Origin of the sequence: Rhizobium sp. IBUN (assembly GCF_000510625.1) — a bacterium.
Taxonomy (GTDB): domain Bacteria; phylum Pseudomonadota; class Alphaproteobacteria; order Rhizobiales; family Rhizobiaceae; genus Rhizobium; species Rhizobium altiplani.
Genome location: NZ_AZNV01000014.1, coordinates 41,152 through 63,565 on the forward strand (window position 1 = coordinate 41,152; position 22,414 = coordinate 63,565).

Genomic DNA, 22,414 nt, shown 5'->3' on the forward strand with positions numbered 1-22,414 from the left:
TTGGAGAGCTTATGGCAAGGACGCCCCTCAAGCGACGGCTGGCAGCAATCATGGCCACCGACGTAGTCGGCTATTCTCGTCTCATGGAGGCTGACGAGGAGGCGACGCTAGCTTCAGTCAAAGCGATGCAGGAAGAGCTGATAAGGCCGAATGTCGAGCGCGAAGGCGGCAGGGTTTTCAAACTCATGGGCGACGGCACCTTGGCCGTATTTGATTCCGTGAACGGTGCAGTGGAGTGCGCGATTGCAATCCAGGGCGAACTTATGCGCCAGCGGGAAGGGTCGCGCCTAGTTCTTCGCATTGGAATCAATCTAGCCGATGTTTTGGTCGATGGTACCGACTTATTCGGCGACGGAGTGAACGTTGCCTCTCGCATTGAAGCAAGCGCATTCCCCGGCGGCATAAGCATCACCGATGGCGTCTATCACCAGATCGCCAAGAGGACTGGGACGGATTTTGTGGATGGCGGCGAAAGGGTTCTAAAGAATATCGATCGACCCGTGCGCGTTTGGCACTGGCAGCCACGTTACAACGGTTTCGTGGAAGAGGAGCGACCGCGCCCTGCTGACGGAGCAATCGCAAAGACCGCAGTTAGAATCACCGCCGCGCCGTCAACGGCCCCGCAGCAGCTGGACTTGGCGGAACTGGTTGTATCCTCCCTTGAAGACCTTCTTACCGAGCAGCGTTGGCTCGATGTCTCGCGTGTTGGATCCGCTTCCGCCGCACTGGATGGAAGTGCTATTCGCCCGTATGACTACACGGTCAAGATTGGTATTCATGGCGCAGGCCCGTTCCGGGTAAACGCCAAATTCCTGCATACGAACGCCACGCCTGTGATGTGGTCGCGAGCTTTCGATCTTCCGGAAAGTTACCATTTCGATGTCATTGAACTGGTGGCGGCGGAGATAGGCTCGCTGGTTCAGGACAAGGTGCTGCTTGCAGCATCCGAGATGATCGCCAAGAAGCCACAGTCGTCCTGGTCGGCCGACGAAAACTTCCTCTATGGCAGGATGCTTGATAGCAAGCATATGCTTCCCGAGGCGGAGGTTTTCTTCTTGAGGGCAACGGAACTGGATCCGGGGATGATTTATGCCCAGGCCAGCTATGCCATTGCCCTGACTTACAGTTTTGCCCAAGCAGGCGACTTCGAGCACCTGCGCCGCGCCGACGAGATCGCACGGATCGCCTTGCGCATCGACAACAATGACGCCCTTTCCCACTATGCGGCAGCGCTGGTCCATCTGCTTTCACGCGACTACGACGGGGCCAGATCGCATTATGGCAAGGCGCGCGACCTTGCGCCCAGCGATCTGCAGATTCGCGCCGATCACGCGGAAATGCTCCACTACCTCGGCGACCTGGAACAAGCGGACGCCGAAATCGGTGAATGCTTCAGGTTGGCAAAATATCCCCCGGTGTGGTTCTGGGTGATCAGGGGAATTATCCGACTCCACCAGGGCCGCTTTGGTTCTGCAATTGAGGATTTTGAGAACATTCCATGGAGGTCGTGGCGAACGCTTATCTTGCTTGCTGCGGCCTATGCCCTGCACGGTGACGAAGTTCGACGTCGGCAGTACCAGACTGAGGCCTTGAGCCTTCAGCCCGCACTCGGACCTGAGCTTGTGCGAAACACTTTTCCCTATCGCGACCAGGACGCGCTTTCAAAACTTCTCTGTGCCTTTGTAGGAACTGCATAGGAATTCCGGGCGCAAACATCTGCTGCATATGCCTTTCCGGCAGGTTCCTTCTTGCATCGCATCAGGCTATTTTGCATGGTCGCAGTCTCAAGCGAATTGGACACGTCATGCAACGCGTTACTTCCTACCTGCCTGCGGGCACGCCTTCCTCGAACCCCATCGGAAAAGTGGTTTTGCCGCACGACCTGAGGCATTTGCGGCGAAAGCTGCTTCACCTCGACAACGGCGAGATGGTCATGCTCGACCTCAAGGAGCCGGTGCTTTTTGCCAGTGGTGATATGTTGGTTCTCGAGGATGGCGAGCTCATCGAAATTGTAGCCGCAGACGAGAAGCTCTTCGAGGTGAGGGGCAGGGATCGCGTGCACCTGATCGAGCTCGCGTGGCATCTCGGCAATCGGCATCTCGGCGCCCAGATCGAGGAAGACCGCATCCTTATCCTTCGTGATCATGTGATCCGCTCCATGCTCGAAGGGCTCGGTGCGACGATCCGCGAAGTTGCAGAGCCGTTCCAGCCGGCACGCGGTGCGTATCATTCACATGGCCATGCGCACGGTCATGACCAAGCGCATCATCATCACTCGCACGACTGATCCGATATGACTGATGATGCTGACCTGCATGCGTTGTTGAGGATGATGACCTGGCTTTCGCCAGCTTTCCCCGTCGGGTCCTTCGCCTATTCAGGCGGTTTGGAGCGCGCCGTTCATGATCGGCTGGTCCCCGATGCTCATTCGCTTGCTGCGTGGGCGTCGAACCTGATGGAGCGTGGGCCTGTATGGAACGACGTGGTTCTCCTTGCCGAGAGCCACCGCTGTCACCGACAGTCGGAGCGGCTCGGCGAACTGGCGGAGCTCGCCGAAGCGCTTGCCGGCTCGCGCGAGCGTCATCAGGAGACGATGCTGCTCGGCGATGCGTTCCTGTCCGCCGCCGGTGCGTGGCCAGACGAGGTTTTCGATCGATTGCCGCGACATGTGGCCTACCCGGTGGCGATCGGTGCCGTGGCGGGTGCCCATGGGGTGGCGTTGGAGAAGGCGATTGCGGCATTCCTGCATGCCTATCTCTCGCAGGCAGTTTCCGCAGGTATCCGTCTCGGCGTGGCCGGGCAGAAGGATGGCGTTGCCATTCTGTCGCGGCTTGAAGGCGACATAACCTCGGTTGTGAAGCGGGCGGCAGCTTCAACACTCGACGATCTCGGATCGGCGACCATCCAGGCCGACATCATGTCGCTGCGCCATGAAACGCAGTCGACCAGGCTCTTTCGATCGTGACTTGTCGGCAGACGCGCGGCCAGCCGTCGCCACCTGCGTCATTTGCCGGTGGTCGCCCTTCAGGCGGCACGCTATCATCGGCCGTTATTGGAGTTCAGAATATGAAATCAGGAAACGGACCCTTGCGCGTGGGCATCGGTGGGCCGGTCGGCTCCGGCAAGACGGCGCTGACCGAGAAGCTCTGCAAGGCCATGCGCGACGACTATTCGGTGGCTGTCGTCACGAACGACATCTACACGACCGAGGATGCCGAGGCGCTCATGCGCATGCAAGCTTTGCCATCGGATCGGATCGTTGGCGTGGAGACCGGCGGTTGCCCGCACACGGCGATCCGTGAGGACGCGACGATCAATCTGCAGGCCATCGCGGGCCTGAATGAGCGGATTCCCGATCTCGATGTAGTTTTCATCGAGTCGGGCGGTGACAATCTGGCCGCCACCTTCTCCCCTGATCTGGCTGATATCACGATCTACGTCATTTCGGTTTGCCAGGGCGAGGAAATCCCGCGCAAGGGTGGCCCAGGCATTACCAAATCGGACCTTCTCGTCATCAACAAAAAGGATCTGGCTCCCTATGTCGGCGCGGACCTCGAGGTCATGGACCGCGACGCGACACGGATGCGCCAGGCACGCCCCTTCGTATTCTCCGACATGAAGCGTGGCGATGGCGTTAGCTCCATCGTCAGCTTCCTGAAGGAACATGGCGGCCTGTAGTCAAACCTGCCTCAGCGCGTTGACATCCTCGATCGCGATGGCGCGGCCGCTGACGCGTACGCCTGATGTGCGCAAGGCGGAGAAGGCACGTGACAGCGCTTCCGGCGCAAGGCCGAGCTTTCGTGCCAGCAGGCGCTTTTGGAACGGCAGGCGCAGGGAAGCCCGCGCACCCTCACTCGTACAATGCGTCAGCAGATAGTGGGCGACGCGCTGCTGGCTGGTCTGCATGCGATCGCGCGCCAGACACTCCATGGTCGACAGCAAATGCCGCGAGAGGCTGCGCGCGATCGCGCTGCCAATCCGCGGGTGTTGAGCGAGCAACGCCTTGACCTCAGCGAGATCAAAGCGGGCGAGGATGACGTGCTCCATCGCCTGTGCGCTATAATTGTATGCGTCGCCGGCAAGCACCAGGCATTCACCGAAGCTGTCGCCCGGCTCGCAGATGCTGACATCCGCTTCGCGTTCCTCAGAGCCGCGATAGAGCCTGACGTAGCCACTTAGCACGCAATAGAAGTAGTGCGCCTTCTCGTGTTCACGGAAGAGAACATCCTGTGGACCGTAGCGCACCGCCACCGCGCAGGACAGCAGAGCGTCTCGCTCGTGTCGGTCAAGGTTGGAGGTGATCAACGCACCGCCAAGCATCGCCTGCTGCGCGCTGCTCAGTTTAAAAGCTCCGGACATCTGTTTCTCCCTGTGGCGCGGCGGGTGCCGTTCCCTACCTGATACTTGGAAGGATAACCGGGAGACGCGGTTCAGAACTTGAGCTTGATCAAATGTCAGCTAATAAAAAGCCGGGGTGTTGCCCCGGCTCTTGGCTCGAGCAGCTACTCTGCCGCGAACGGCGGCAGGCGTACGACATTGCCAGATTTGCCGCGCTTGCTTTCCGGGGTCTCGATTGCCGTTACCCGGCCCTCGAGCGCACCCAGCGCTTGTGTGAGTTCTTCGCGGGACATGGCCAGATCTTCCTTGTCCTTCTTGCCCACGAGACGACCGAACATCCAGGCAAGCAAGCGGGACAGATCGTCCATGATCAGGAAGAACGAAGGCACGACGACCAGCGAAAGCACGGTCGACACGATAATGCCGCCGATCACCGCAATCGCCATCGGCGCACGGAACGAACCGCCTTCGCCGACGCCGAGCGCTGATGGCAGCATACCTGCTGACATGGCAATAGACGTCATGATGATCGGCCGGGCGCGCTTGCGACCTGCCTCGACCATGGCTTCGACACGCTCCATGCCGCGATGACGCATCTCGATGGCGAAGTCGACGAGCAGGATCGCGTTCTTCGTCACGATGCCCATCAGCATCAGGATGCCGATCATCACGGGCATCGAGAGCGGATTCTGGGTGACCAGCAGCCCGACTGCCACGCCGCCGATCGCAAGCGGCAGCGAGAACAGGATGGTGAAGGGCTGGATCACGTCCTTGAAGAGGAGGATCAGCACCGTCAGCACCAGCATCAGGCCCATCAACATGGCGTTGACGAAGCTCTGCTGCATTTCGGTCTGCACCTTCGTGTCGCCACTTTCGGCAAGCTGTACCGTCGGCGGAATGTTGGCTTCCTTGACGATCTGGCGGAACCGTGCCGAGGCAGTGTCGAGCGCCACGCCCTGCGGCAGGTCCGAGCCGATCGATACGACGCGGTAGCGGTTGTTGCGCTTGATCGAGCTGACGCCTTCCGAATAGTCGATATCGGCGACAGTGGAGAGCGGTACGGTACTGCCGCTTGCCGTCTGGATCTTCATTGCCCGCAAGGCGGCAAGATCGCGACGCATGTCGAGCGAGGCCTGCACGCGGATCGGGATCTGGCGATCGTCAAGGTTGATCTTGGCGAGCGCCGCATCAATATCGCCGATGGTGGCAACGCGGATGGTTTCGGAGATCTGCTGCGGCGTGATGCCGAGGCGAGCCGCCTGATCCTTGCGCGGACGGATCTGGAGTTCCGGACGGGGCAGGGCGCCTTCGGCGCTGACGTTCGCCAGCAGCGGATCGGCTCGCAGTTTCGCTTCCAGGATACCGACAGCATCGTTCAGATCCTTCTCGTTCTTGGAGAGGAAGTTGAACGACAGGTCACGTTCGCCGCGATCGTTGAGCTTCAGGATGCGAACGTCTGGGATATCATGGAGTTTGGCAAAGACCTCCTTTTCGATATCCCACTGCGGACGAACGCGTCCCTTCGGTTCCACCTCGGGCAGATAGGATCCAATGACCGGGACCTTAACGAGCATGTCGTCCAGCTTCTTTAAAAGCCTCTGGTCAAGCTTGTGGAGCGTGAGCGTTACCGTCGCACGGCGCAGTTCGAGGTCGCCCTTCGGAGACGCGCCACCAAGCACGAAGACGCTTTCGACGCCGTCGATATCCTTCACGTCCTTGTAGATCGCGTTCGTGGTCGCTTCCGTGTCGTCGAGCGTCGCATTCGGCGGTAGCTCGACGGACAGGACGATGCGCGATGCGTCCTCCGGCGGCAGGAAGCTGCCGGGCACCTGCGCAAGCAACATCACGGAGCCGACAAGGAAGGCGATCGCCGCAATCAGTGTCGCATAGCGGGTCCACCACCGGCGGGTCGTAGCGCGCACGAGGCGCGTATATCCGCGGAAGAAGAGGCCGTCGTTGTCGTGATGGTCTTCGATGCCGTCTTCCGCGCGCATCAGATATGCGGCCATCATCGGCGTGATGAGGCGCGCCACCATGAGCGAGAAGAACACCGAGAAGGCAACTGTCAGGCCGAACTGAATGAAGTACTGACCGGGGATGCCAGGCATGAACGACACCGGCACGAACACAGCGATGATCGTGAAGGTCGTCGCGATAACCGCGAGGCCAATTTCGTCTGCCGCCTCGATCGCCGCTCGGTAGGGCGTCTTGCCCATCTTGATATGTCGGGCGATGTTCTCGATCTCGACGATCGCGTCATCGACGAGAATACCGGTCGCGAGCGTCAGGGCAAGGAAGCTGACAAGGTTCAGAGAGAAACCCATCAGGTCCATGATCCAGAAAGTCGGGATCGCCGACAACGGCAGCGCGATGGCCGAGATAAGCGTTGCACGCCAGTTCCGGAGGAAGAGGAAGACAACGATGATCGCAAGCAGCGCGCCCTCGATCAGCGTATCGATGGCCGCTTCATAGTTGCCATAGGTGAAATAAACGGAGTCGCTGATCAGCTCGATGCCGACGTTCGGGTTTTCCGCACGCACCTTGTCGAGGCTCTTTGCCACGGTTTCGGCGACGCTGACCTCACTGGCACCCTTCGAGCGGAAGACGCCGAAGGTCACGACAGGGGTGTCATCGAAGCGCGAGAAGGATTTCGGCTCCTGATAGGTGTCCTTGATGACGCCGAGATCGGAAACCTTGACGAAGCGGCCGTTTGGCAATGCGATCGTGGTGTTGGCAAGTTCGGCGACATTGCGGGCGTCGCCGAGCACACGGATCGCCTGTTCGCTGCCTGCCACCTGGCCACGGCCGGAGCCGAGGTCGACGTTGGTGCCGCGCAGTTGTTGGTTCACGCTTGCCGCGGTAATGCCGTGGGCGTTCAGCTTGTCGGGATTGAGCTCGATACGCACTTCGCGGTCTGCACCGCCGTAACGGTCGACACGGCCGATGCCGGCCTGCCCCTGCAAGGCGCGCTTGACCGTATCATCGACGAACCAGGAGAGCTCTTCGAGCGTCATGTCGGGGGAGGAGACGGCAAAGGTCTGGATCGCCTGACCCTCGACGTCGATCTTCGAGACGATCGGTTCTTCGACGTTGGCAGGCAGGTCGCTGCGGATGCGGTCGATCGCGTCCTTGGTGTCCTGAACGGCCTGCTCGGTCGGCACTTCCATGCGGAACATGACGACCGTCTGCGACTGGCCGTCCGTCACCGTCGATTGGATTTCATCGATGCCGTTGATACTGGCGACGGCATCCTCGATCTCCTTCGTCACCTGCATCTCGAGCTCGGCCGGCGAAGCGCCGCTCTGCGTTACGACGATGGAGACGAGCGGAACGTCAATGTTCGGAAACCGCGTGATCGGCAGCCTATTGAAGGACTGGATGCCGACGAAAAGAAGAAGTGCGAACGCCAGAAGCGAGGCGACGGGATTTCGGATAGACCAGGCTGAAAAGTTCATCGGCCGTCTCTCAGTTGGAAACCGGTGGCTGTTCACGAACCGGCGTGATGCGGTCGCCGTCACGGACATAGGCGCCCGCTTTGGCTACGACCTCATCGCCAGCTTTCAATCCATTGACGATCTCGACATAGGCTCCGTCCTGGATGCCGGTTTCGACCTTGGCAAACTTGACGACGTTATTCTCGACCTTACGGGCCGAGGATCCTTCATTGCCCGACAGCACGGCCGAGACGGGGAGCGCCACGTTTTCCGTTGTGCGCACGACGATGTCGGCGCTGCCGTACATACCCGAACGCGCCTTGCTGGAATCGTCGATCAAAATGTGGACCAAACCGAGGCGCGTGAGCGGATCGACTGTCGGCGAGACCAGACGCACGGAGCCGCTAATCTTTTCGCGACTACCAGAGAGCAAGATGGTCGCCTTCTGGCCGGGTTGAACCTTCACAATCTCGCTCTCGCCCACTTCCGCCACAAGCTCGATCTCGTCATCGCGAATGACCGTGAAAAGCGGATCGCCGGTGGCGAGCGCAATCGCTCCGATCCTGGCGTTCTTGGCTGCGACAGTACCGGCGACCGGCGTCTTGACGTCGGTGCGTGCGAGCTTCAGATCAGCGTCCGCGATCTGGCTCTCCGTGACCTTGATCTCCGCGACGGCTACCTGGATTGCCTGCTTTGCCGAGTCAACACGGGCGTTGGCGGAAGCTGCAGCGGCATCCGCCTGTTCGACCGTTGCCGTCGAGACAGTGCCCTTCTTGCCCATTTCCTGGGCGCGGACCTGCTGCTGTCGTGCCTGCTCCGCATTAGCCTCTGCTTCAATCAGTTGTGCGCGAAGCTGGGCAAGGCTCGCCTCGTTCTTGGCTTTCGTGGCCTGCATCTGGCTTTTCTGCAGGATGATTGCGTCGTCGTTCAGGGTCGCCAGCGTGCTATCGGCCTGGACCCTGTCGCCGATATCCGCGTTGAGCGCACGGATCGACAAGCCTTCGACCTGCGGCTGGATATAGACTTCCTCGACTGGCTTAACCGTACCGGTCGCGACAACACGATCGACGAGCGTGCGGGTGGAGGCTTTCGTCACGACGATGGCCGGCAGGTTTTGTTGCGGCTTTGCGACCGGCTGTTCCTGGGCAAATGTCGTTGACGCTACAACCGCCGCGATCAGCAGAGTTGAGGCGCGAAGTATCTTAACAGGCGTACGTGCCATGCGTCGTCATCCAGTTTTGCTCGGCCTAGCTTGCGCGTTGTCATCAGCGCGCCCATGACCGGTTCCCGTATTGGTATTCTCAGAAGTATTTTCGTTCATTTGCCGACTCTTACTTAAGAAGTCCCTCATCCGGCAAACTCGGCTTGTACGTGGTAGCTATTTGCCCATCGCGCAAGTCCGGCAGAAAATAATTCCTCGTTCGAACACAATAATTACCAATGTGATGCAGATCAATCACTGTGCGGTTATGCAAGCATTCCGTTAGTTGATCCTGCGTCGTTGTTATGACGTGCGAGCACCGCTCGATGCGACATCGATCGCGAAATTTCTTCGATAAAAACAGCAAAAAAATGAAAAAACGCGCGGAGGGTCCGCGCGTTTCGTGTCTTGTCGTTACCGAATTACTTGGAAGCAGCGTCCGTTACGTCGTGCGTCCAGGCTCCGGTCGGTTCCTTGTTGATGATCTTTTGGTCAAGGAGTGCCTTGGCCGTGCGATCATAGAGGGTCGTGTCGAGCTTGCCGGTGCCATCGCCGATCAACTTGGCAACTTCGCCCATCATACGCTTCTGGTGGTTTTCGTCCTGGCCGCCGGCGTCAACGACGATTCCGGCAGCTTCATCCGGGTTCTCGGTTGCGTACTTCCAGCCCTTCATCGAAGCCTTGACGAACTTGACCATCTTTTCCTTGAAGGCCGGGTCCTTGAGCTTGTCTTCCATGGCATAGAGGCCGTCTTCGAGAAGGTCGTTGCCCATGGCGGTATAGTTGAAGACGATCAGGTCTTCGGGCTTGAAGCCGGCATCGATCGCCTGCCAGTATTCGTTATAGGTCATGACGGAGATGCAGTCGGCCTGCTTCTGCAGCAGCGGCTGCACGTCGAAGCTCTGCTTCAACACGGTCACGCCATCGGCACCGCCTTCGGTCTTCAGGCCAAGCTTGTTCATCCAGGCGAAGAACGGATATTCGTTGCCGAAGAACCAGACGCCGAGCGTATGGCCCTTGAAATCGGCTTCGGTCTTGATCGGGCCGTCCTTGCGGCAGACCATTTCCATGCCTGATTTCTGGTAGGGCTGGGCGATGTTGACGAGCGGAACGCCCTTCTCACGAGCAACAAGCGCGCCGCCCATCCAGTCGACGATGACGTCAGCGCCGCCGCCGGCGATCACCTGTTCCGGCGCAATGTCAGGGCCGCCCGGCTTGATGGTGACGTCGAGGCCTTCTTCCTCGTAGTAGCCCTTTTCTTTGGCGACGTAATAACCGGCGAACTGCGACTGCGTCACCCACTTGAGCTGCAGCGTCACCTTGTCGGCAGCCATCGCTTGGGTTGCCGCGAGCGACATCGCGCTCGCCATCATCGCAATAATCAGTTTTTTCATTTTCTTTTTTCCCTCTGAAGTTATGCCTAATCCCATTCGCGGGAATAAAGCGACGCCTAGCCACCACGGATAGACGGATGCCAGAAAGTCACCGCCCTTTCGGCGAGGGCGACGACGCCATAGAAGACCGAGCCTACCAGCGCCGCAATGGCGATTTCGGCCCAGACCATGTCGACATTCATGCGCCCGATCTCGGTGGAGATACGGAAGCCCATGCCGACGATCGGCGTACCAAAGAACTCCGCAACGATGGCACCGATCAGCGCCAGCGTCGAGTTGATCTTCAATGCATTGAAAATGAAGGGCATCGCCGCCGGAAGCCGGAGCTTCAGCAGCGTCTGCCAATAGTTGGAGGCATACGTCTGCATCAGGTCGCGCTCCATCGCGCCGGATGCGGTGAGGCCGGCGACGGTGTTCACCAACATCGGGAAGAACGTCATGATGATGACGACGGCTGCCTTCGACTGCCAGTCGAAGCCGAACCACATCACCATGATCGGCGCGACGCCGATAATCGGGAGCGCCGACACCATATTGCCGATCGGCAGAAGGCCCCGGCGCAGGAAACCGACGCGATCGGCGAGGATCGCGACGGCAAAGCCTGCGCTACAGCCGATGATGTAACCGGCGAATACTGCCTTGAAGATCGTCTGACGTACGTCGTCGGCCAGGATCGGCAGCGAGCCGGCGATCCTGGCTCCAATGGCGCTAGGTGGCGGCAGCAGGACGAAGGGAATGCCGGCGCCGCGCGTCAGCGCCTCCCAGAGTATCAGGATCCAGGCACCGAAGATTGCCGGGATCAGCAGCCGCAGGCACGAGCGGCCCAAATTCGAGGCCGGCGTCATGGCCGAAAGCTCGGTGACGCATCGCCAGGCAAGCAGCCAGCAGGCGGCCATCAGTAGGAAGAAGGATTTCGTCGCCAGGCCTTCGTTGCCGGTCACACCAGCGAGCAGGACCCATGCCGCCCAGTGCGCGCCGATCAGCAGAACGGCGGCGACATACAGCTTCGGCAACGGCGAGAAGGAAACGAGGGCGACCGCGACGATCAACGCGATCGTAAGGCCCGCGGTTATCGACGACACCGGGTCCGGTGCGCCCTCGGCCATGATCGGCAAGGTGATCATCGCAATCGCGGTCAGCACCAGGGCAAGAATACCCTGCCAGGAAAAGGCCATCTGCTTCATGCTGGCCTCCCGCCCATCGAACGGTCGACGAACTTTGCGACAAGGCCGACGATGGCGACCAGGCTTGCGGCCAACACCGAGCCCGCGACAAGCGCTGCCCAGATGTCGATCGTCTGGCTGTAATAGGAGCCGGCGAGCAGTTTCGAGCCGATGCCGGCGACGGCGCCGGTCGGAAGCTCGCCGACAATGGCGCCGACAAGGCTTGCGGCGATCGCGACCTTCATCGAGGTGAAGAGGAACGGCACGGATGCCGGAACACGCAGCTTCCAGAATGTCTGGGCGGGTGTCGCGTTATAGGTTCGCATCAGGTCGAGGAACATGACCTCGGGCGACCGCAGGCCCTTCACCATGCCAACAGTGACCGGGAAGAAGGAGAGGTAGGTCGAGATCAGCGCCTTCGGGATCAGCCCGGTGATGTTGATGGCGCCGAGGACGACGATCACCATCGGTGCGATTGCCAGGATCGGTACGGTCTGCGAAGCAATGACCCACGGCATGAGGCTGCGGTCGAGCGCCTTGATATGAACGATCCCGACGGCGATCAGGATCCCGAGCAGCGTGCCGAAGCCGAAGCCAAGCAGCGTCGAGGAAAGCGTGACCCAGCTGTGGTAGACGAGGCTGCGGTTGCTCGAGAGCTTCCGCAGAAACGTGTTTTCGAAGACGTTTTGCACTACCTGATGGGGCGCGGGCAGCAACGGCTTCGGTTGCGAGAGCGTTTTCTCGATGAATTCGATGGTGTCAGGCGTCTGGTTGGCGCGCTGATCCATGTCCCGCTGGAAGGAGGCGTTCATCAGGACCGCCGCAACGTACCAGATCGCGATCAGGACCACGAGGATCGTGACGACGGGGACGATCCTGTCTTTGAGAGTGTCGGGCTTCATGAGCGCCCCCGCGCAACGGTTCCAACGCTAAGTGCCTTAGTGCTCATAGCTGTGCCCCGCTCTCAGGCCTTCGCGCACGCGGTGGGCGATTTCGAGGAACTCGGGCGCCTCGCGGATGTCCAGCGGTCGCTCCCTGGGAAGCGGCGAGTCGATGACATCAGTCACGCGGCCGGGGCGAGGCGACATCACGACAATCTTGGTGGAGAGGTAGACCGCCTCGGGGATCGAGTGGGTGACGAAGCAGATCGTCTTGTTGGTGCGCGCCCAGAGCTTCAGAAGCTCCTCGTTCAGGTGGTCGCGGACGATTTCGTCAAGCGCGCCGAAGGGTTCGTCCATCAGGAGCAAGTCGGCATCGAAGGCGAGCGCGCGGGCGATGGAGGCACGCTGCTGCATGCCGCCGGAAAGCTGCCAGGGGAACTTCTTCTCGAAGCCGGTAAGATTGACGAGATCGAGCGCATCGGCGATGCGCTTCTTCTGATCGGCCGACGCATAGCCCATGATCTCGAGCGGCAGGGCGATATTCTTCTCGATGGTCCGCCAGGGATAGAGCGCCGGCGCCTGGAAGACATAGCCGTAGGCGCGGGCCTTGCGGGCCTCCTCAGGCGTCATGCCGTTGACGGTGATTTCGCCCGATGTTTTCTTTTCCAGATCGGCAATAACGCGCAGAAATGTCGTCTTTCCGCAGCCGGAAGGGCCAATGAACGAGACGAAGTCGCCCTTGCGCACGTCGAGATTGACGTTGGTCAGCGCATGCACAGGAGCGTCACTGGCATCGTAGGTCAGACAGAGGTCCTTGGCGGATACGACTGAGGTAGCTTGCGTCAACGCTTGTGTATCCTGTTTTCCCCGCGCTTCCGCGGTTTGCGTGATAGTATGAGTAGCTGTTTTCATTGTTCCGGCAAGGTCCATGGAGGATGACGATGGACGCGACATCAAAGCCCACCTGTCACATTGTGCACCCCAGTCATGCCTATGATGGCAAGCAGGGGCTCAGTTACTTCGAAGGCATCGCGGCCGAGACGGTCGGCGCCAAGGGTATCTGCATGCATTTGCTGACGATTCCGCCCGGCGTTCGCGCCAAGGCGCATCTGCACGAGTCGCATGAAACGGCGATCTACATGCTCTCCGGCGAGGCTCACACCTGGTACGGCGACGAGCTGGAGCATCATGTCGTCGTCCACGCCGGCGAGTTGTTCTACATCCCCGCCGGAGTGCCGCATCTGCCTGCCAACCTCAGCAGCACCCCTTGCACCGCGATCATCGCCCGCACGGACCCGAACGAGCAGGAAAGCGTCGTTTTGCTTCCGGAGCTTGATCGGCTGGTGAAGGAGTGATGCCAAGGATCAGACCCCCGTCGCCGGGATGCCTGACCGTTCGACCTTGCGCGGCGCCACGAGCTCCTTCCATGTCGACAGCGCCTTGTTAACCGCCTGGAACGGCTCGCGCTTCACGAACTGGCCGTGTCCTTCCTTCGTCTTGACGGTGCTTTCCTCGATCGCGACTTCGCCGCGCGTCAGCGTGTAGCGCGGCAGGCCGGTGACCTGCTTGCCTTCGAAGACGTTGTAGTCGATCGATGATTGCTGGGTCTTGGCCGAGATCGTCTTCGAGCGCTTGGGATCCCAGACGACGATATCGGCATCGGCGCCGACGAGGATCGCGCCCTTCTTCGGATAGACGTTGAGGATCTTGGCAATGTTGGTCGAGGTGACCGCAACGAACTCGTTCATCGTCAGGCGGCCGGTGTTGACGCCCTGGGTCCACAACATCGGCAGTCGGTCTTCGAGGCCGCCAGTGCCATTCGGGATCTTGGAGAAATCACCAACGCCGAAGCGCTTCTGATCGGTGGTGAAGGCGCAATGGTCCGTCGCCACGACCGAGAGCGATCCGGATTGCAGGCCGGCCCAGAGGCTGTCCTGATGCTGTTTGTTGCGGAAGGGCGGGGACATGACACGGCGGGCAGCATGGTCCCAGTCCTTGTTGAAATATTCGCTTTCATCGAGCGTCAGATGCTGGATCAGTGGTTCACCGTAGACGCGCATGCCCTTCTGGCGGGCGCGACGGATCGCTTCATGCGCCTGTTCGCAGGAGGTATGCACGACGTAGAGCGGCACACCCGCCATGTCGGCCAGCATGATGGCGCGATTGGTTGCCTCGCCTTCGACCTCGGGCGGACGGGAGTAGGCGTGCGCCTCCGGACCGTTGTTGCCTTCGGCAAGAAGCTTTGCGGTCATCGAGGCAACGACGTCGCCGTTTTCGGCATGCACCAGCGGCAGCGCGCCGAGTTCGGCACAGCGCTGGAAGGAGGCGAACATTTCGTCGTCGTTCACCATCAGCGCGCCCTTGTAGGCCATGAAGTGCTTAAAGGTGTTGATGCCCTTGTCCTTGACCACTATCTCCATCTCGTTGAAGACGCGCTCGTTCCAGCCGGTGATCGCCATGTGGAACGAGTAGTCGGCGTTGGCGCGGCTCGTCTTGTTGTCCCACATCTGCAGCGCTTCGAGCAGCGATTGCTCCGGCCCCGGCAGGCAGAAATCGACGACCATGGTCGTGCCGCCGGCGAGACCGGCGCGCGTGCCGCTTTCGAAGTCGTCGGAGGAATAGGTGCCCATGAACGGCATTTCGAGGTGAACGTGCGGGTCGATGCCACCCGGCATCACGTAGCAGCCCGTCGCATCGAGCGTTTCGGTGCCGGAGAGGTTCGGGCCGATCTCGACGATCTTGCTGCCCTCGATCTTCACGTCCGCCTTGTAGGTCAGGTCGGCGGTGACGATGGTTCCGCCCTTGATGACTTTGCTCATGATCAGTTCCCTTGCATTGATTGCTCGCGGCTCTTCGTCCGCTGGTAAAAGAAAAGGCGGGAATGACCCCGCCCTTGATTATGCAACGATTTCAGCGGTCTCGACGACGGCGTGGAAGAGGACGTCAGCGCCGGCCGTCGCCCATTCCTTGGAGATGTCCTCCGCCTCGTTGTGCGAGAGGCCCCCGACGCAGGGGCACATGACCATCGTTGTAGGGGCCACCTTCGCGGCCCAGCAGGCGTCGTGGCCCGCACCCGAGATGAGGTTCATGTGGCTATAGCCGAGCCGTTCGGCAGCACCGCGCACGCGGGACACAAGCGTGGGATCGAAGGTGACGGGCGCGAAGTGGCCGATCGCCTCGATCGCGCAGCCGACGCCCAGCGCCTCGCAAATCTTGGGTGCTTCCGCCTCGATCCTGGTACGCATGCCGTCGAGTTTCGCCTGATCCGGCGAGCGGATGTCGACGGTGAAGACGACCTTGCCGGGCAGGACGTTGCGGGAGTTCGGCGTGAAAAACACCTGGCCGACGCCGCCGACGGCGCCCGGCTGGTTTTCCATCGCCACGGTCTGCACCATTTCCATGATGCGCGACATCGCAAGGCCGGCGTTGACGCGCATGTTCATCGGGGTCGAACCGGTATGGGCCTCCCTGCCGGTCAGCGTGAACTCCAGCCACCACAGGCCCTGACAGTGCGTGACCACGCCGATCTGCTTGTTCTCGACCTCAAGGATCGGACCCTGCTCGATGTGATACTCGAAATAGGCGTGCATCTTGCGCGCGCCGACCTCTTCGTCGCCAACCCAGCCGATGCGCTTCAGTTCCTCGCCGAACGTCTTGCCTTCGGGATCCTTGCGGTCATAGGCATATTCCAGCTTATGGGCGCCGGCGAAAACGCCGGAGGCGAGCATGGCGGGCGCAAAGCGGGCGCCTTCCTCGTTGGTCCAGTTGGTGACGACAACAGGGTGCTTGGTCTTGATGCCGAGGTCGTTCATGGTGCGGACGACCTCGAGTGCGCCAAGCACGCCGAGTACGCCGTCATACTTACCGCCGGTCGGCTGCGTGTCGAGGTGCGAGCCGACATAAACAGGCAGCGCGTCCGGATCGGTGCCCGGCCGGGTCGCGAACATCGTGCCCATCTTGTCGACGCCCAGCGTCATGCCTGCGTCTTCGCACCATGTCCGGAAGAGGCTGCGCCCTTCGGCATCGGAATCTGTTAAGGTCTGGCGATTGTTACCGCCAGCAATTCCCGGGCCGATCTTTGCCATCTCCATGAGGCTGTCCCAAAGACGGTCCCCGTTGACGCGCATGTTCTCGCCTGGTGCTGCCACCATGTCTAAAGTCCTCACCTGTTTTCTGCGGTCATGCAATGCACATGGCCGCCTGTTCCCGTGGTCAGTATCCGAGCGCCCTTGTTTGTTTTGTTAGCGCCGGAAAATCGCCAGTTGCCTTTGTTTAGCATCTGATCGATAATTTGACCGATTGGTAAACATTACAACTTCCGGCGCTGGGCTCAAGACGAAAATCAGGAAAAATACAGACAAAATTACCGGCATCTGCTCATTTTTGTAGCACGGTGCCGCGCCGGTTCAATCTTGAGTGAAACGGTTGAATTTGAAGGGAAAACAAGATCGACATGGCAATCCCGAGAGCAGCCAAGACCCAGCGCCGCACGCGCATTCAAGAAGAGAAGGAAGAGCAAATTCTTGAAGCCGCGCTCGATGTGTTTTCGGTCAACGGCTTTCGTGGCTCCACTATTGATCAGATTGCCGAAGTTGCCGGCATGTCGAAGCCGAACTTGCTTTATTACTTTCGCACCAAGGAAGCGATCCACCGGGCGCTGATCGACCGCGTGCTCTTTACCTGGCTGGAGCCGTTGAGAGCCTTTGACGCCGATGGCAATCCGGAAAGCGAGATCCGCAGCTACATCAGACGCAAACTCGAAATGGCCCGCGATTTCCCGCGCGAGAGCCGGCTTTTTGCCAACGAGATGCTGCAGGGTGCACCGCATGTCGAAGACGAACTGAAGGGTCCGCTGAAGGAACTCGTCGACGAGAAGGCCGAGGTCATCCGAGCCTGGGCGAAAGCCGGGAAGATCGCCAGGTGTGATCCATACCACCTGATCTTCTCGATCTGGTCGACAACGCAGCACTATGCCGACTTCGATGTTCAGGTGCGGGCGGTGCTCGGGCAGGAGCATGCAGGTGCCGGCCGCTTCGAGGATGCCGCGCGCTTTCTTGAGCAGCTGTTCATCGACGGACTGAAGGTTAAGCCAGTGCCAGGCGCCTCCTGACGTCGCGCCATCATTCGTCGAAATCCAAGAGCGTGCCGATAGCGGCGCGTGCCTTGGCATGGCGGGTTCTATAGGCTTGCCGGATCGCCTTCCGTCTTGCTTCCAGGGCGGGCTCTGGCGACATGGCCGCCAACCACTCCAATGCGGTCGGTACAAACTCGCCGCCCGAGTGGATCAGCAGATCGTTTTCGTCGAGCTGTTTCCTGACGCAGCCGCGGTCGCTGGAGATGACCGCGTTTCCGGCGGCCTTTGCTTCAAAGATCACCAGCGGCTGGGCCTCGTTGTCATAGGCTGTGGGAAAGACGAAGACGTCAAGTTCGCGATGGAAGGCAGCCTTCGCGTCGTCATAGAGGGCGCCCCGATAATCCAGGGTATCGCCAAGTTCCGCGACGGCGGCATCGATGGCCACGCGCTCGCTAGCGCCAGCCGGCCCCGCAAGGATCGCCCTAATCGGCACGTTCTCGCTTCGCGCTTGCCTTGCGAGATGAAGAAACGTTTCGAGACCTTTCTCGGTGGTGAGATTGCTAAGCATGCCGATCACGAGATGCGCGCGGTCCTTCGGCTCGTCCCCTTCGTCTTGCGGGGTTACGTAGGCCGCATTGGAGATCAGGCTGCTACGGACGCGTCGGCCGTAAGTCTCGGTGAATCGCTCGAGCATGATGTCGCATAGGAAGATGTGTTGCAGTTGTCGGCCGCCGAGCGTCAGGATGGCCTGCATTAGTAAACTTGGCCTGTCGATGTAGCTGAAACTGTGATGGTGCAGGTAGATGGAGTAGGCGACCAGTCTCGCGACTAGAACAAGCAGCAAGGTGTAGACTAAACCCAGCCCTCCTTCGCAGGCGAGATAGCAGATCCTGTCGTGATGTTTGCGGTCGCGAAACAGCGGGAGGCAGGCACGGAGGACACGGCTGAACTTGATCGGATGCCTCAGCAGCGAGGGACTGCCGGCCGCTGGAGCGATGTTGCACACGGTGACGCTCATTGCTTCCGAAAGAAGCGCGATCATGCTCTTGGTCGCGAACGAGAAGCCGTTGAGCGGCGGAGGCAACTGACCGATCGCAACGATATGACGTGTCATGCGGGAGGCTACCTCTTTGCGCCTCCCGACTATCGCACCGGCGTTAGAAAATTCAATCTCCCGTGCAGGCCATGCAGCGAACGTTTCGTCAGGCCGCGGCTGTCGCCGGGCTGCTCTCGAAGGAAAACCCTTCGTCTGCCCAGCCGGTCATTCCGCCGATCATGACCTTCACGTGTAGCCCTAGCCGGGCAAGGCGCAGGGCTGCCTTGTCGGTCCCGTTGCAATGCGGGCCGGCGCAATAGACGACGAAGAGCGTATCTGCCGGCCATTTCGACATGTGATGGGCCGTCATTTTGCCGTGCGGGAGGTTGATCGCGCCCGGAATGTGGGCGGCGGCGTAATGGGTCGGAGAGCGGACATCCAACAGCACGAAGTCGCTGTGGCCGGCGGTGAGCGATGCGTGGACGTCCCAGCAATCGGTCTCGAAGGCGAGCTTGCGGGCATAGTAGGCGGCAGTGGCTTCGGGAGAGGCGGCAGGGACTTCGGCGACGAAGCTCGGCATGACGTTTCCTTTCGGTTCGAGTTGCCGCCAACCATCGCCGATGTTATGGCTTTGCGAAATTGGCCATAATGACGGTTAGCGTAAAGATCATGCCAAATGCGTTGAGAGGACCCCATGTTGTTGTGCTCGCCTATGATATTGGCACCGGACAAGGACAATTCTATTTTGGGAGAAAACCGGGTCTAAACTGGGTAAAAAACGATCCTAGAATCGAATTTACCCGATGCAAGAATTTTTGAAAGTATCTATATAACAGTGGCTTGATCGGTGAGATGCCCAACCGTTCGCTAACGCGCCGGCGATGCTATCATAGATGGTCCTTCGCAGCAAAATGGCCCGTTGCCGTCGCTCCCAGTCTTTTTAGTCTATTCTGAATAGAGTAACCGTCCGCGACGGTCGCAGTCATGACGTGGGAACGTTGTCTAAATTGCCGCTCAGACCCGCGCTTCTGTTGGAATTGTCAGGCAGTTTTCCCGAGTCGTCGCGCTTGAGTTTTTGGGCGGTCGCGATCGATTGATCATCGAGGTCACGCAGTAAGTGCGAATCGAAGGGTAGACGACGTTATGATCGCTGTCGCGTAATCGGGTCTTGATTCGAAACTCCGACTAGGATCGCGCGAGGTTACTGCCCGAGCGCTGCGCTCTCTGCATCGTAGTCGTTCTGAAGAAAATCCGTTTCGATCCCCCAACCTGGCTTTGAACCCGGCTCAGTAAACGACACGCCTTTCGCCGCGTAGTGGCGCATCAGCTTTTCGACGCTCACGATCCCCGCAGTACCGTTCTCTGCCTTGAAAATCGACTTCGCGCTTATCCCGGAATCAGCAGCGACCTCGGCCTGTGTCTGACCAAGGAGAAGGCGAGCAGCTACGAGAAGGCGAGGCGGCGGTCTCATGAAGGATTGAGTGTCATCAATTCCTTCATGGCGCAAATAATAGTTGACACGTGCCAAATGGTGGCACAAAAACACGAAAAAAGCGTCAAAAAATACCATTGAGTCGCATTTGCGCAGCAACGAGGTTGCCGCGGACGAATCGTTGCCAACGAGGGAAACACTTGACATGTTCCAATGGATAGACAGCCGGGCGACAGAGCGCCTACTCGAAGATATTCGCCGCGCGAATGCGGGCGAAATCGAAATAGGCGTCATCGCCAATGCCCCATTGCTTGATAACTACCGAGCCGTTCTGGGACGCGCCTACGCATTGACGGGGATTGTGACCGGTCATCCCCGTCTCGAGGACGGCAAGGAGATCATCACCAGTCAGCTCTTCTACTTGGATCCCGATCGCGGCGTCGCGCGGACCATGAACAATTGGTATCGCCTGTCGCAGCGGAATCAGAGCAGGGGCAACTAGAATGCATTTCGTCGACGCGAAGACCCGAAATCAAAAGCTTTCAAAGGATTCAGGCGTATTCCTAGCTGGTTGTGGCCTGGTTCGCGCGATGAGAGGAATTGGCCGCCTTCGGCATAGCGTCAATGGCTTCCTTGTCTTCGTTGTTCCCCCGGGATACCGCACTGAGGAGTATGAGGCCGCCGCACTAGCAATTCTTGGCACCTTGCGGGATCGGTGGGCCGATGACTGGCTCGACAAGGATAGCCGGGTGCGTCTCGCGAACCCGGTCCGGAAAAAGGGGGCTCCACACAGGCCCGCATCGATCTTCGATCTGAAGGGGCTGGACATTTTGATCGCCCGAGACCTCGCTGAGGTTCCGCGAGACGTGCGCTTTGCGGCAACCGCCGTCTTGTTTTTGGAGCCGCCGACAGTTCAGCACCTCAACGCCGCGAGGCGTCTGTCCGGCAAAGCGCCATTCCGCAGCAAACTGGCATCTGTATTGGTCGGACGCTCACAGAATGTTTTGCTCGCAGCCATTCTCAGGCCAATCCTTGCTGAAGACGATATTGATGAACTCGATCGTTTCGAAAAGCCAGACGTTGTTGGTCCGGATCTGTTTGAGCTGCCTGGCTACGATGAGGTCAAGCCGTGGGCAAGGGATCTTGTCGATAACGTGTCGCGATGGCGTCAGAAGAAGCTTGAATGGAAACTTGCTCGGGCAGGGGTGTTGATCTCGGGTCCACCCGGCACAGGGAAGACACTGTTCGCATCGGCGCTCGCGACCGCGCTCGGGATGAGGCTGGTTTCTGTGACGGTCGGCGCCTGGCAGTCGACTGGGGCGCTAGATGACATGCTCGCGGCGATGCGAAAGACCTTCGAGAACGTGAATGATGGGAGGGGCGCTGTCCTTTTCATCGATGAAATGGACGCTATAGGCAAAAGGCTTGCGCGGCCGTCCGGCAATCATAACGATCAGTATTGGCAAGTCGTCGTCACAGACTTCCTAACCCTGTTGTCGAGTCTTGGAGAGGGCGTCGTCGTAGTTGGTGCTACAAACTACCCCGATTGGATTGACGCGGCGATCTTGCGCGCTGGAAGGATCGACGACCACTTCGTGCTTTCGCTGCCAGATAGCCGGACGAGAGCAGAAATCCTGAACTATCACGCAGGTGGCGTGCTGCCACTCGAGTCCTTGGTTGATATCGCGTTGGATCTTGAGGGAAGGCCGGGTGCGGATATCGCACGCTTGGTTCAGAATGCTCTGCGCAATGCAAGGAATGACAACAGAGAACTGGAATTGCGCGACCTGGAGGCCCAGCTTCCGGAAAAGCTCCATTATACTCCCGAGCAGTTGCTTAGGCTGGCAGCGCACGAAGCTGGGCACGCGTTGGTCTCGCTTGCTCTAGGTCACGCGATGGCCGCGACTATTGAAATCAGAGATAGCTTCGACCCGAACGGTGATGGATCCATTGGCGGAAGTACAACCTATGATCTGGAGCCCGATCACTTCCCAACGGAAACGACACTGTTGAATCGAATTGCTGTATCCTTGGCGGGCATGGCTGCGGAGCTCGTGGTGTTTGGCGATCGATCAATCGGGGCGGGCGGGATCGTCGGTAGTGACATCGAGCGAGCGACTGCACTCGCAAGACGAATGGTCGGCAGCTATGGACTCGGCAAAGCGCCCGTGTTCATCGGCACCGTAAAGGAGTTGGCCGACAAGCCGCTTCCGGAAACGATGGAGGCCGAAGTCGCGCAGATCCTTGAAGACCAGTGGAAACGAGTGCGGGATATGTTGATGGAAGATCGAGACCGAATCCTCGGGCTTGCATCCGACATTGTGACCTACGGTACCGTGAAGCTGGAGCGTAGCGGAGCAGCGAAGGCTGCTTAGAGCAGCATTCGCGCTGGCGGTTTCGGGATTTCGGGCTCCATTGAAACTGTGACGATGAACTCGTGGTGAAGAGCGGAAACATGTCG

Annotated in this window: 20 protein-coding genes; 8 read left to right on the plus strand and 12 right to left on the minus strand. The window is 59.6% G+C overall.

The features are described from left to right. Positions 1 to 50 precede the first annotated feature (50 nt). The 4 genes from RHIBUN_RS0114830 (at position 51) to ureG (ending at position 3,678) form a co-directional block, all read left to right on the plus strand. Positions 51 to 1,697, plus strand: coding sequence for an adenylate/guanylate cyclase domain-containing protein (locus RHIBUN_RS0114830; protein WP_245271672.1), 1,647 nt, complete (start codon positions 51 to 53; stop codon positions 1,695 to 1,697). A gap of 107 nt (positions 1,698 to 1,804) precedes the next feature. Then, positions 1,805 to 2,287, plus strand: coding sequence for an urease accessory protein UreE (ureE, locus tag RHIBUN_RS0114835; RefSeq protein WP_018858239.1), 483 nt, complete (start codon positions 1,805 to 1,807; stop codon positions 2,285 to 2,287). A gap of 6 nt (positions 2,288 to 2,293) precedes the next feature. Further along, on the plus strand, positions 2,294 to 2,965 hold the full coding sequence (locus RHIBUN_RS0114840; RefSeq protein ID WP_025660121.1) for an urease accessory protein UreF: 672 nt from the start codon (positions 2,294 to 2,296) through the stop codon (positions 2,963 to 2,965). Positions 2,966 to 3,066: 101 nt separating this feature from the next. After that, complete coding sequence (gene ureG / locus RHIBUN_RS0114845) at positions 3,067 to 3,678, plus strand: urease accessory protein UreG (RefSeq protein ID WP_025660122.1); 612 nt, start codon at positions 3,067 to 3,069, stop codon at positions 3,676 to 3,678. Here the strand turns inward: ureG and RHIBUN_RS0114850 are convergent, their stop codons facing one another. The 7 genes from RHIBUN_RS0114850 to RHIBUN_RS0114880 form a co-directional block, all read right to left on the minus strand. After that, a complete protein-coding gene (locus RHIBUN_RS0114850; RefSeq protein ID WP_018116916.1) occupies positions 3,679 to 4,359 on the minus strand; it encodes a Crp/Fnr family transcriptional regulator in 681 nt (226 codons plus the stop codon). It lies immediately after the preceding gene. Between the two features lie 143 nt (positions 4,360 to 4,502). Further along, positions 4,503 to 7,793 (minus strand): efflux RND transporter permease subunit, encoded by a 3,291-nt coding sequence (locus tag RHIBUN_RS0114855; protein WP_025660123.1) that lies wholly within the window; start codon positions 7,791 to 7,793, stop codon positions 4,503 to 4,505. Between the two features lie 10 nt (positions 7,794 to 7,803). Then, complete coding sequence (locus tag RHIBUN_RS0114860; protein ID WP_018116918.1) at positions 7,804 to 8,994, minus strand: efflux RND transporter periplasmic adaptor subunit; 1,191 nt, start codon at positions 8,992 to 8,994, stop codon at positions 7,804 to 7,806. A gap of 401 nt (positions 8,995 to 9,395) precedes the next feature. Continuing rightward, positions 9,396 to 10,367, minus strand: a complete 972-nt coding sequence (locus RHIBUN_RS0114865) for an ABC transporter substrate-binding protein (RefSeq protein WP_018116919.1) — start codon at positions 10,365 to 10,367, stop codon at positions 9,396 to 9,398. Between the two features lie 56 nt (positions 10,368 to 10,423). Further along, on the minus strand, positions 10,424 to 11,551 hold the full coding sequence (locus RHIBUN_RS0114870; protein WP_025660124.1) for an ABC transporter permease: 1,128 nt from the start codon (positions 11,549 to 11,551) through the stop codon (positions 10,424 to 10,426). Then, on the minus strand, positions 11,548 to 12,432 hold the full coding sequence (locus tag RHIBUN_RS0114875; RefSeq protein WP_018858243.1) for an ABC transporter permease: 885 nt from the start codon (positions 12,430 to 12,432) through the stop codon (positions 11,548 to 11,550). Before RHIBUN_RS0114875 ends, RHIBUN_RS0114870 begins: the two co-directional genes overlap by 4 nt. A gap of 36 nt (positions 12,433 to 12,468) precedes the next feature. Further along, positions 12,469 to 13,257, minus strand: coding sequence for an ABC transporter ATP-binding protein (locus RHIBUN_RS0114880; protein WP_018116922.1), 789 nt, complete (start codon positions 13,255 to 13,257; stop codon positions 12,469 to 12,471). A 95-nt stretch (positions 13,258 to 13,352) separates the two neighbouring features. Between RHIBUN_RS0114880 and RHIBUN_RS0114885 the strand changes: the two genes are divergently transcribed. Then, positions 13,353 to 13,766: a cupin domain-containing protein gene (locus tag RHIBUN_RS0114885; protein ID WP_018858244.1), complete on the plus strand. Its 414-nt coding sequence runs from the start codon at positions 13,353 to 13,355 to the stop codon at positions 13,764 to 13,766. Positions 13,767 to 13,775: 9 nt separating this feature from the next. Here the strand turns inward: RHIBUN_RS0114885 and hydA are convergent, their stop codons facing one another. Together hydA and RHIBUN_RS0114895 are read right to left on the minus strand one after the other, a co-directional pair. Next, positions 13,776 to 15,230, minus strand: coding sequence for a dihydropyrimidinase (gene hydA / locus RHIBUN_RS0114890; protein ID WP_025660125.1), 1,455 nt, complete (start codon positions 15,228 to 15,230; stop codon positions 13,776 to 13,778). A 78-nt stretch (positions 15,231 to 15,308) separates the two neighbouring features. Beyond that, positions 15,309 to 16,562 carry a Zn-dependent hydrolase gene (locus tag RHIBUN_RS0114895; protein ID WP_037216218.1) on the minus strand — a complete coding sequence of 418 codons (1,254 nt, stop codon included), beginning with the start codon at positions 16,560 to 16,562 and terminating at the stop codon, positions 15,309 to 15,311. Positions 16,563 to 16,864: 302 nt separating this feature from the next. Between RHIBUN_RS0114895 and RHIBUN_RS0114900 the strand changes: the two genes are divergently transcribed. Beyond that, a complete protein-coding gene (locus tag RHIBUN_RS0114900) occupies positions 16,865 to 17,521 on the plus strand; it encodes a TetR family transcriptional regulator C-terminal domain-containing protein (protein ID WP_018116926.1) in 657 nt (218 codons plus the stop codon). Between the two features lie 10 nt (positions 17,522 to 17,531). On the opposite strand, the gene RHIBUN_RS0114905 is transcribed toward RHIBUN_RS0114900, so the two are convergent. From RHIBUN_RS0114905 to RHIBUN_RS0114915, 3 genes are all read right to left on the minus strand, one after another. Then, entirely contained in the window at positions 17,532 to 18,599 is a 1,068-nt protein-coding gene (locus RHIBUN_RS0114905; RefSeq protein ID WP_025660127.1) for a glycosyltransferase family 4 protein, read from the minus strand. 88 nt (positions 18,600 to 18,687) lie between these two features. Next, positions 18,688 to 19,101: a rhodanese-like domain-containing protein gene (locus RHIBUN_RS0114910; protein WP_025660128.1), complete on the minus strand. Its 414-nt coding sequence runs from the start codon at positions 19,099 to 19,101 to the stop codon at positions 18,688 to 18,690. Positions 19,102 to 19,722: 621 nt separating this feature from the next. Continuing rightward, positions 19,723 to 20,091, minus strand: a complete 369-nt coding sequence (locus tag RHIBUN_RS0114915; protein ID WP_156932705.1) for a helix-turn-helix domain-containing protein — start codon at positions 20,089 to 20,091, stop codon at positions 19,723 to 19,725. 67 nt (positions 20,092 to 20,158) lie between these two features. On the opposite strand from RHIBUN_RS0114915, the gene RHIBUN_RS0114920 reads away from it, so the two are divergent. Beyond that, on the plus strand, positions 20,159 to 20,455 hold the full coding sequence (locus RHIBUN_RS0114920) for a DUF6634 family protein (RefSeq protein WP_025660130.1): 297 nt from the start codon (positions 20,159 to 20,161) through the stop codon (positions 20,453 to 20,455). Between the two features lie 88 nt (positions 20,456 to 20,543). Beyond that, the gene (locus RHIBUN_RS34760; protein ID WP_198021151.1) at positions 20,544 to 22,328 is read left to right on the plus strand and encodes an AAA family ATPase; all 1,785 of its coding nucleotides are present in this window, start codon (positions 20,544 to 20,546) and stop codon (positions 22,326 to 22,328) included. The last annotated feature ends 86 nt before the right edge of the window (positions 22,329 to 22,414 follow it).

Coding starts and splice junctions, on each gene's coding strand:
- RHIBUN_RS0114850 (WP_018116916.1), bottom strand. CDS start 4,359: ATGTCCGGAGCTTTTAAACTGAGCAGCGCGCAGCAGGCGATGCTTGGC.
- RHIBUN_RS0114920 (WP_025660130.1), top strand. CDS start 20,159: ATGTTCCAATGGATAGACAGCCGGGCGACAGAGCGCCTACTCGAAGAT.
- hydA (WP_025660125.1), bottom strand. CDS start 15,230: ATGAGCAAAGTCATCAAGGGCGGAACCATCGTCACCGCCGACCTGACC.
- RHIBUN_RS0114885 (WP_018858244.1), top strand. CDS start 13,353: ATGGACGCGACATCAAAGCCCACCTGTCACATTGTGCACCCCAGTCAT.
- RHIBUN_RS34760 (WP_198021151.1), top strand. CDS start 20,544: ATGAGAGGAATTGGCCGCCTTCGGCATAGCGTCAATGGCTTCCTTGTC.
- RHIBUN_RS0114860 (WP_018116918.1), bottom strand. CDS start 8,994: ATGGCACGTACGCCTGTTAAGATACTTCGCGCCTCAACTCTGCTGATC.
- ureE (WP_018858239.1), top strand. CDS start 1,805: ATGCAACGCGTTACTTCCTACCTGCCTGCGGGCACGCCTTCCTCGAAC.
- RHIBUN_RS0114855 (WP_025660123.1), bottom strand. CDS start 7,793: ATGAACTTTTCAGCCTGGTCTATCCGAAATCCCGTCGCCTCGCTTCTG.
- RHIBUN_RS0114905 (WP_025660127.1), bottom strand. CDS start 18,599: ATGACACGTCATATCGTTGCGATCGGTCAGTTGCCTCCGCCGCTCAAC.
- RHIBUN_RS0114910 (WP_025660128.1), bottom strand. CDS start 19,101: ATGCCGAGCTTCGTCGCCGAAGTCCCTGCCGCCTCTCCCGAAGCCACT.
- RHIBUN_RS0114875 (WP_018858243.1), bottom strand. CDS start 12,432: ATGAAGCCCGACACTCTCAAAGACAGGATCGTCCCCGTCGTCACGATC.
- RHIBUN_RS0114895 (WP_037216218.1), bottom strand. CDS start 16,562: ATGGTGGCAGCACCAGGCGAGAACATGCGCGTCAACGGGGACCGTCTT.
- RHIBUN_RS0114830 (WP_245271672.1), top strand. CDS start 51: ATGGCCACCGACGTAGTCGGCTATTCTCGTCTCATGGAGGCTGACGAG.
- RHIBUN_RS0114870 (WP_025660124.1), bottom strand. CDS start 11,551: ATGAAGCAGATGGCCTTTTCCTGGCAGGGTATTCTTGCCCTGGTGCTG.
- RHIBUN_RS0114915 (WP_156932705.1), bottom strand. CDS start 20,091: ATGGTATTTTTTGACGCTTTTTTCGTGTTTTTGTGCCACCATTTGGCA.
- RHIBUN_RS0114840 (WP_025660121.1), top strand. CDS start 2,294: ATGACTGATGATGCTGACCTGCATGCGTTGTTGAGGATGATGACCTGG.
- RHIBUN_RS0114900 (WP_018116926.1), top strand. CDS start 16,865: ATGGCAATCCCGAGAGCAGCCAAGACCCAGCGCCGCACGCGCATTCAA.
- RHIBUN_RS0114865 (WP_018116919.1), bottom strand. CDS start 10,367: ATGAAAAAACTGATTATTGCGATGATGGCGAGCGCGATGTCGCTCGCG.
- ureG (WP_025660122.1), top strand. CDS start 3,067: ATGAAATCAGGAAACGGACCCTTGCGCGTGGGCATCGGTGGGCCGGTC.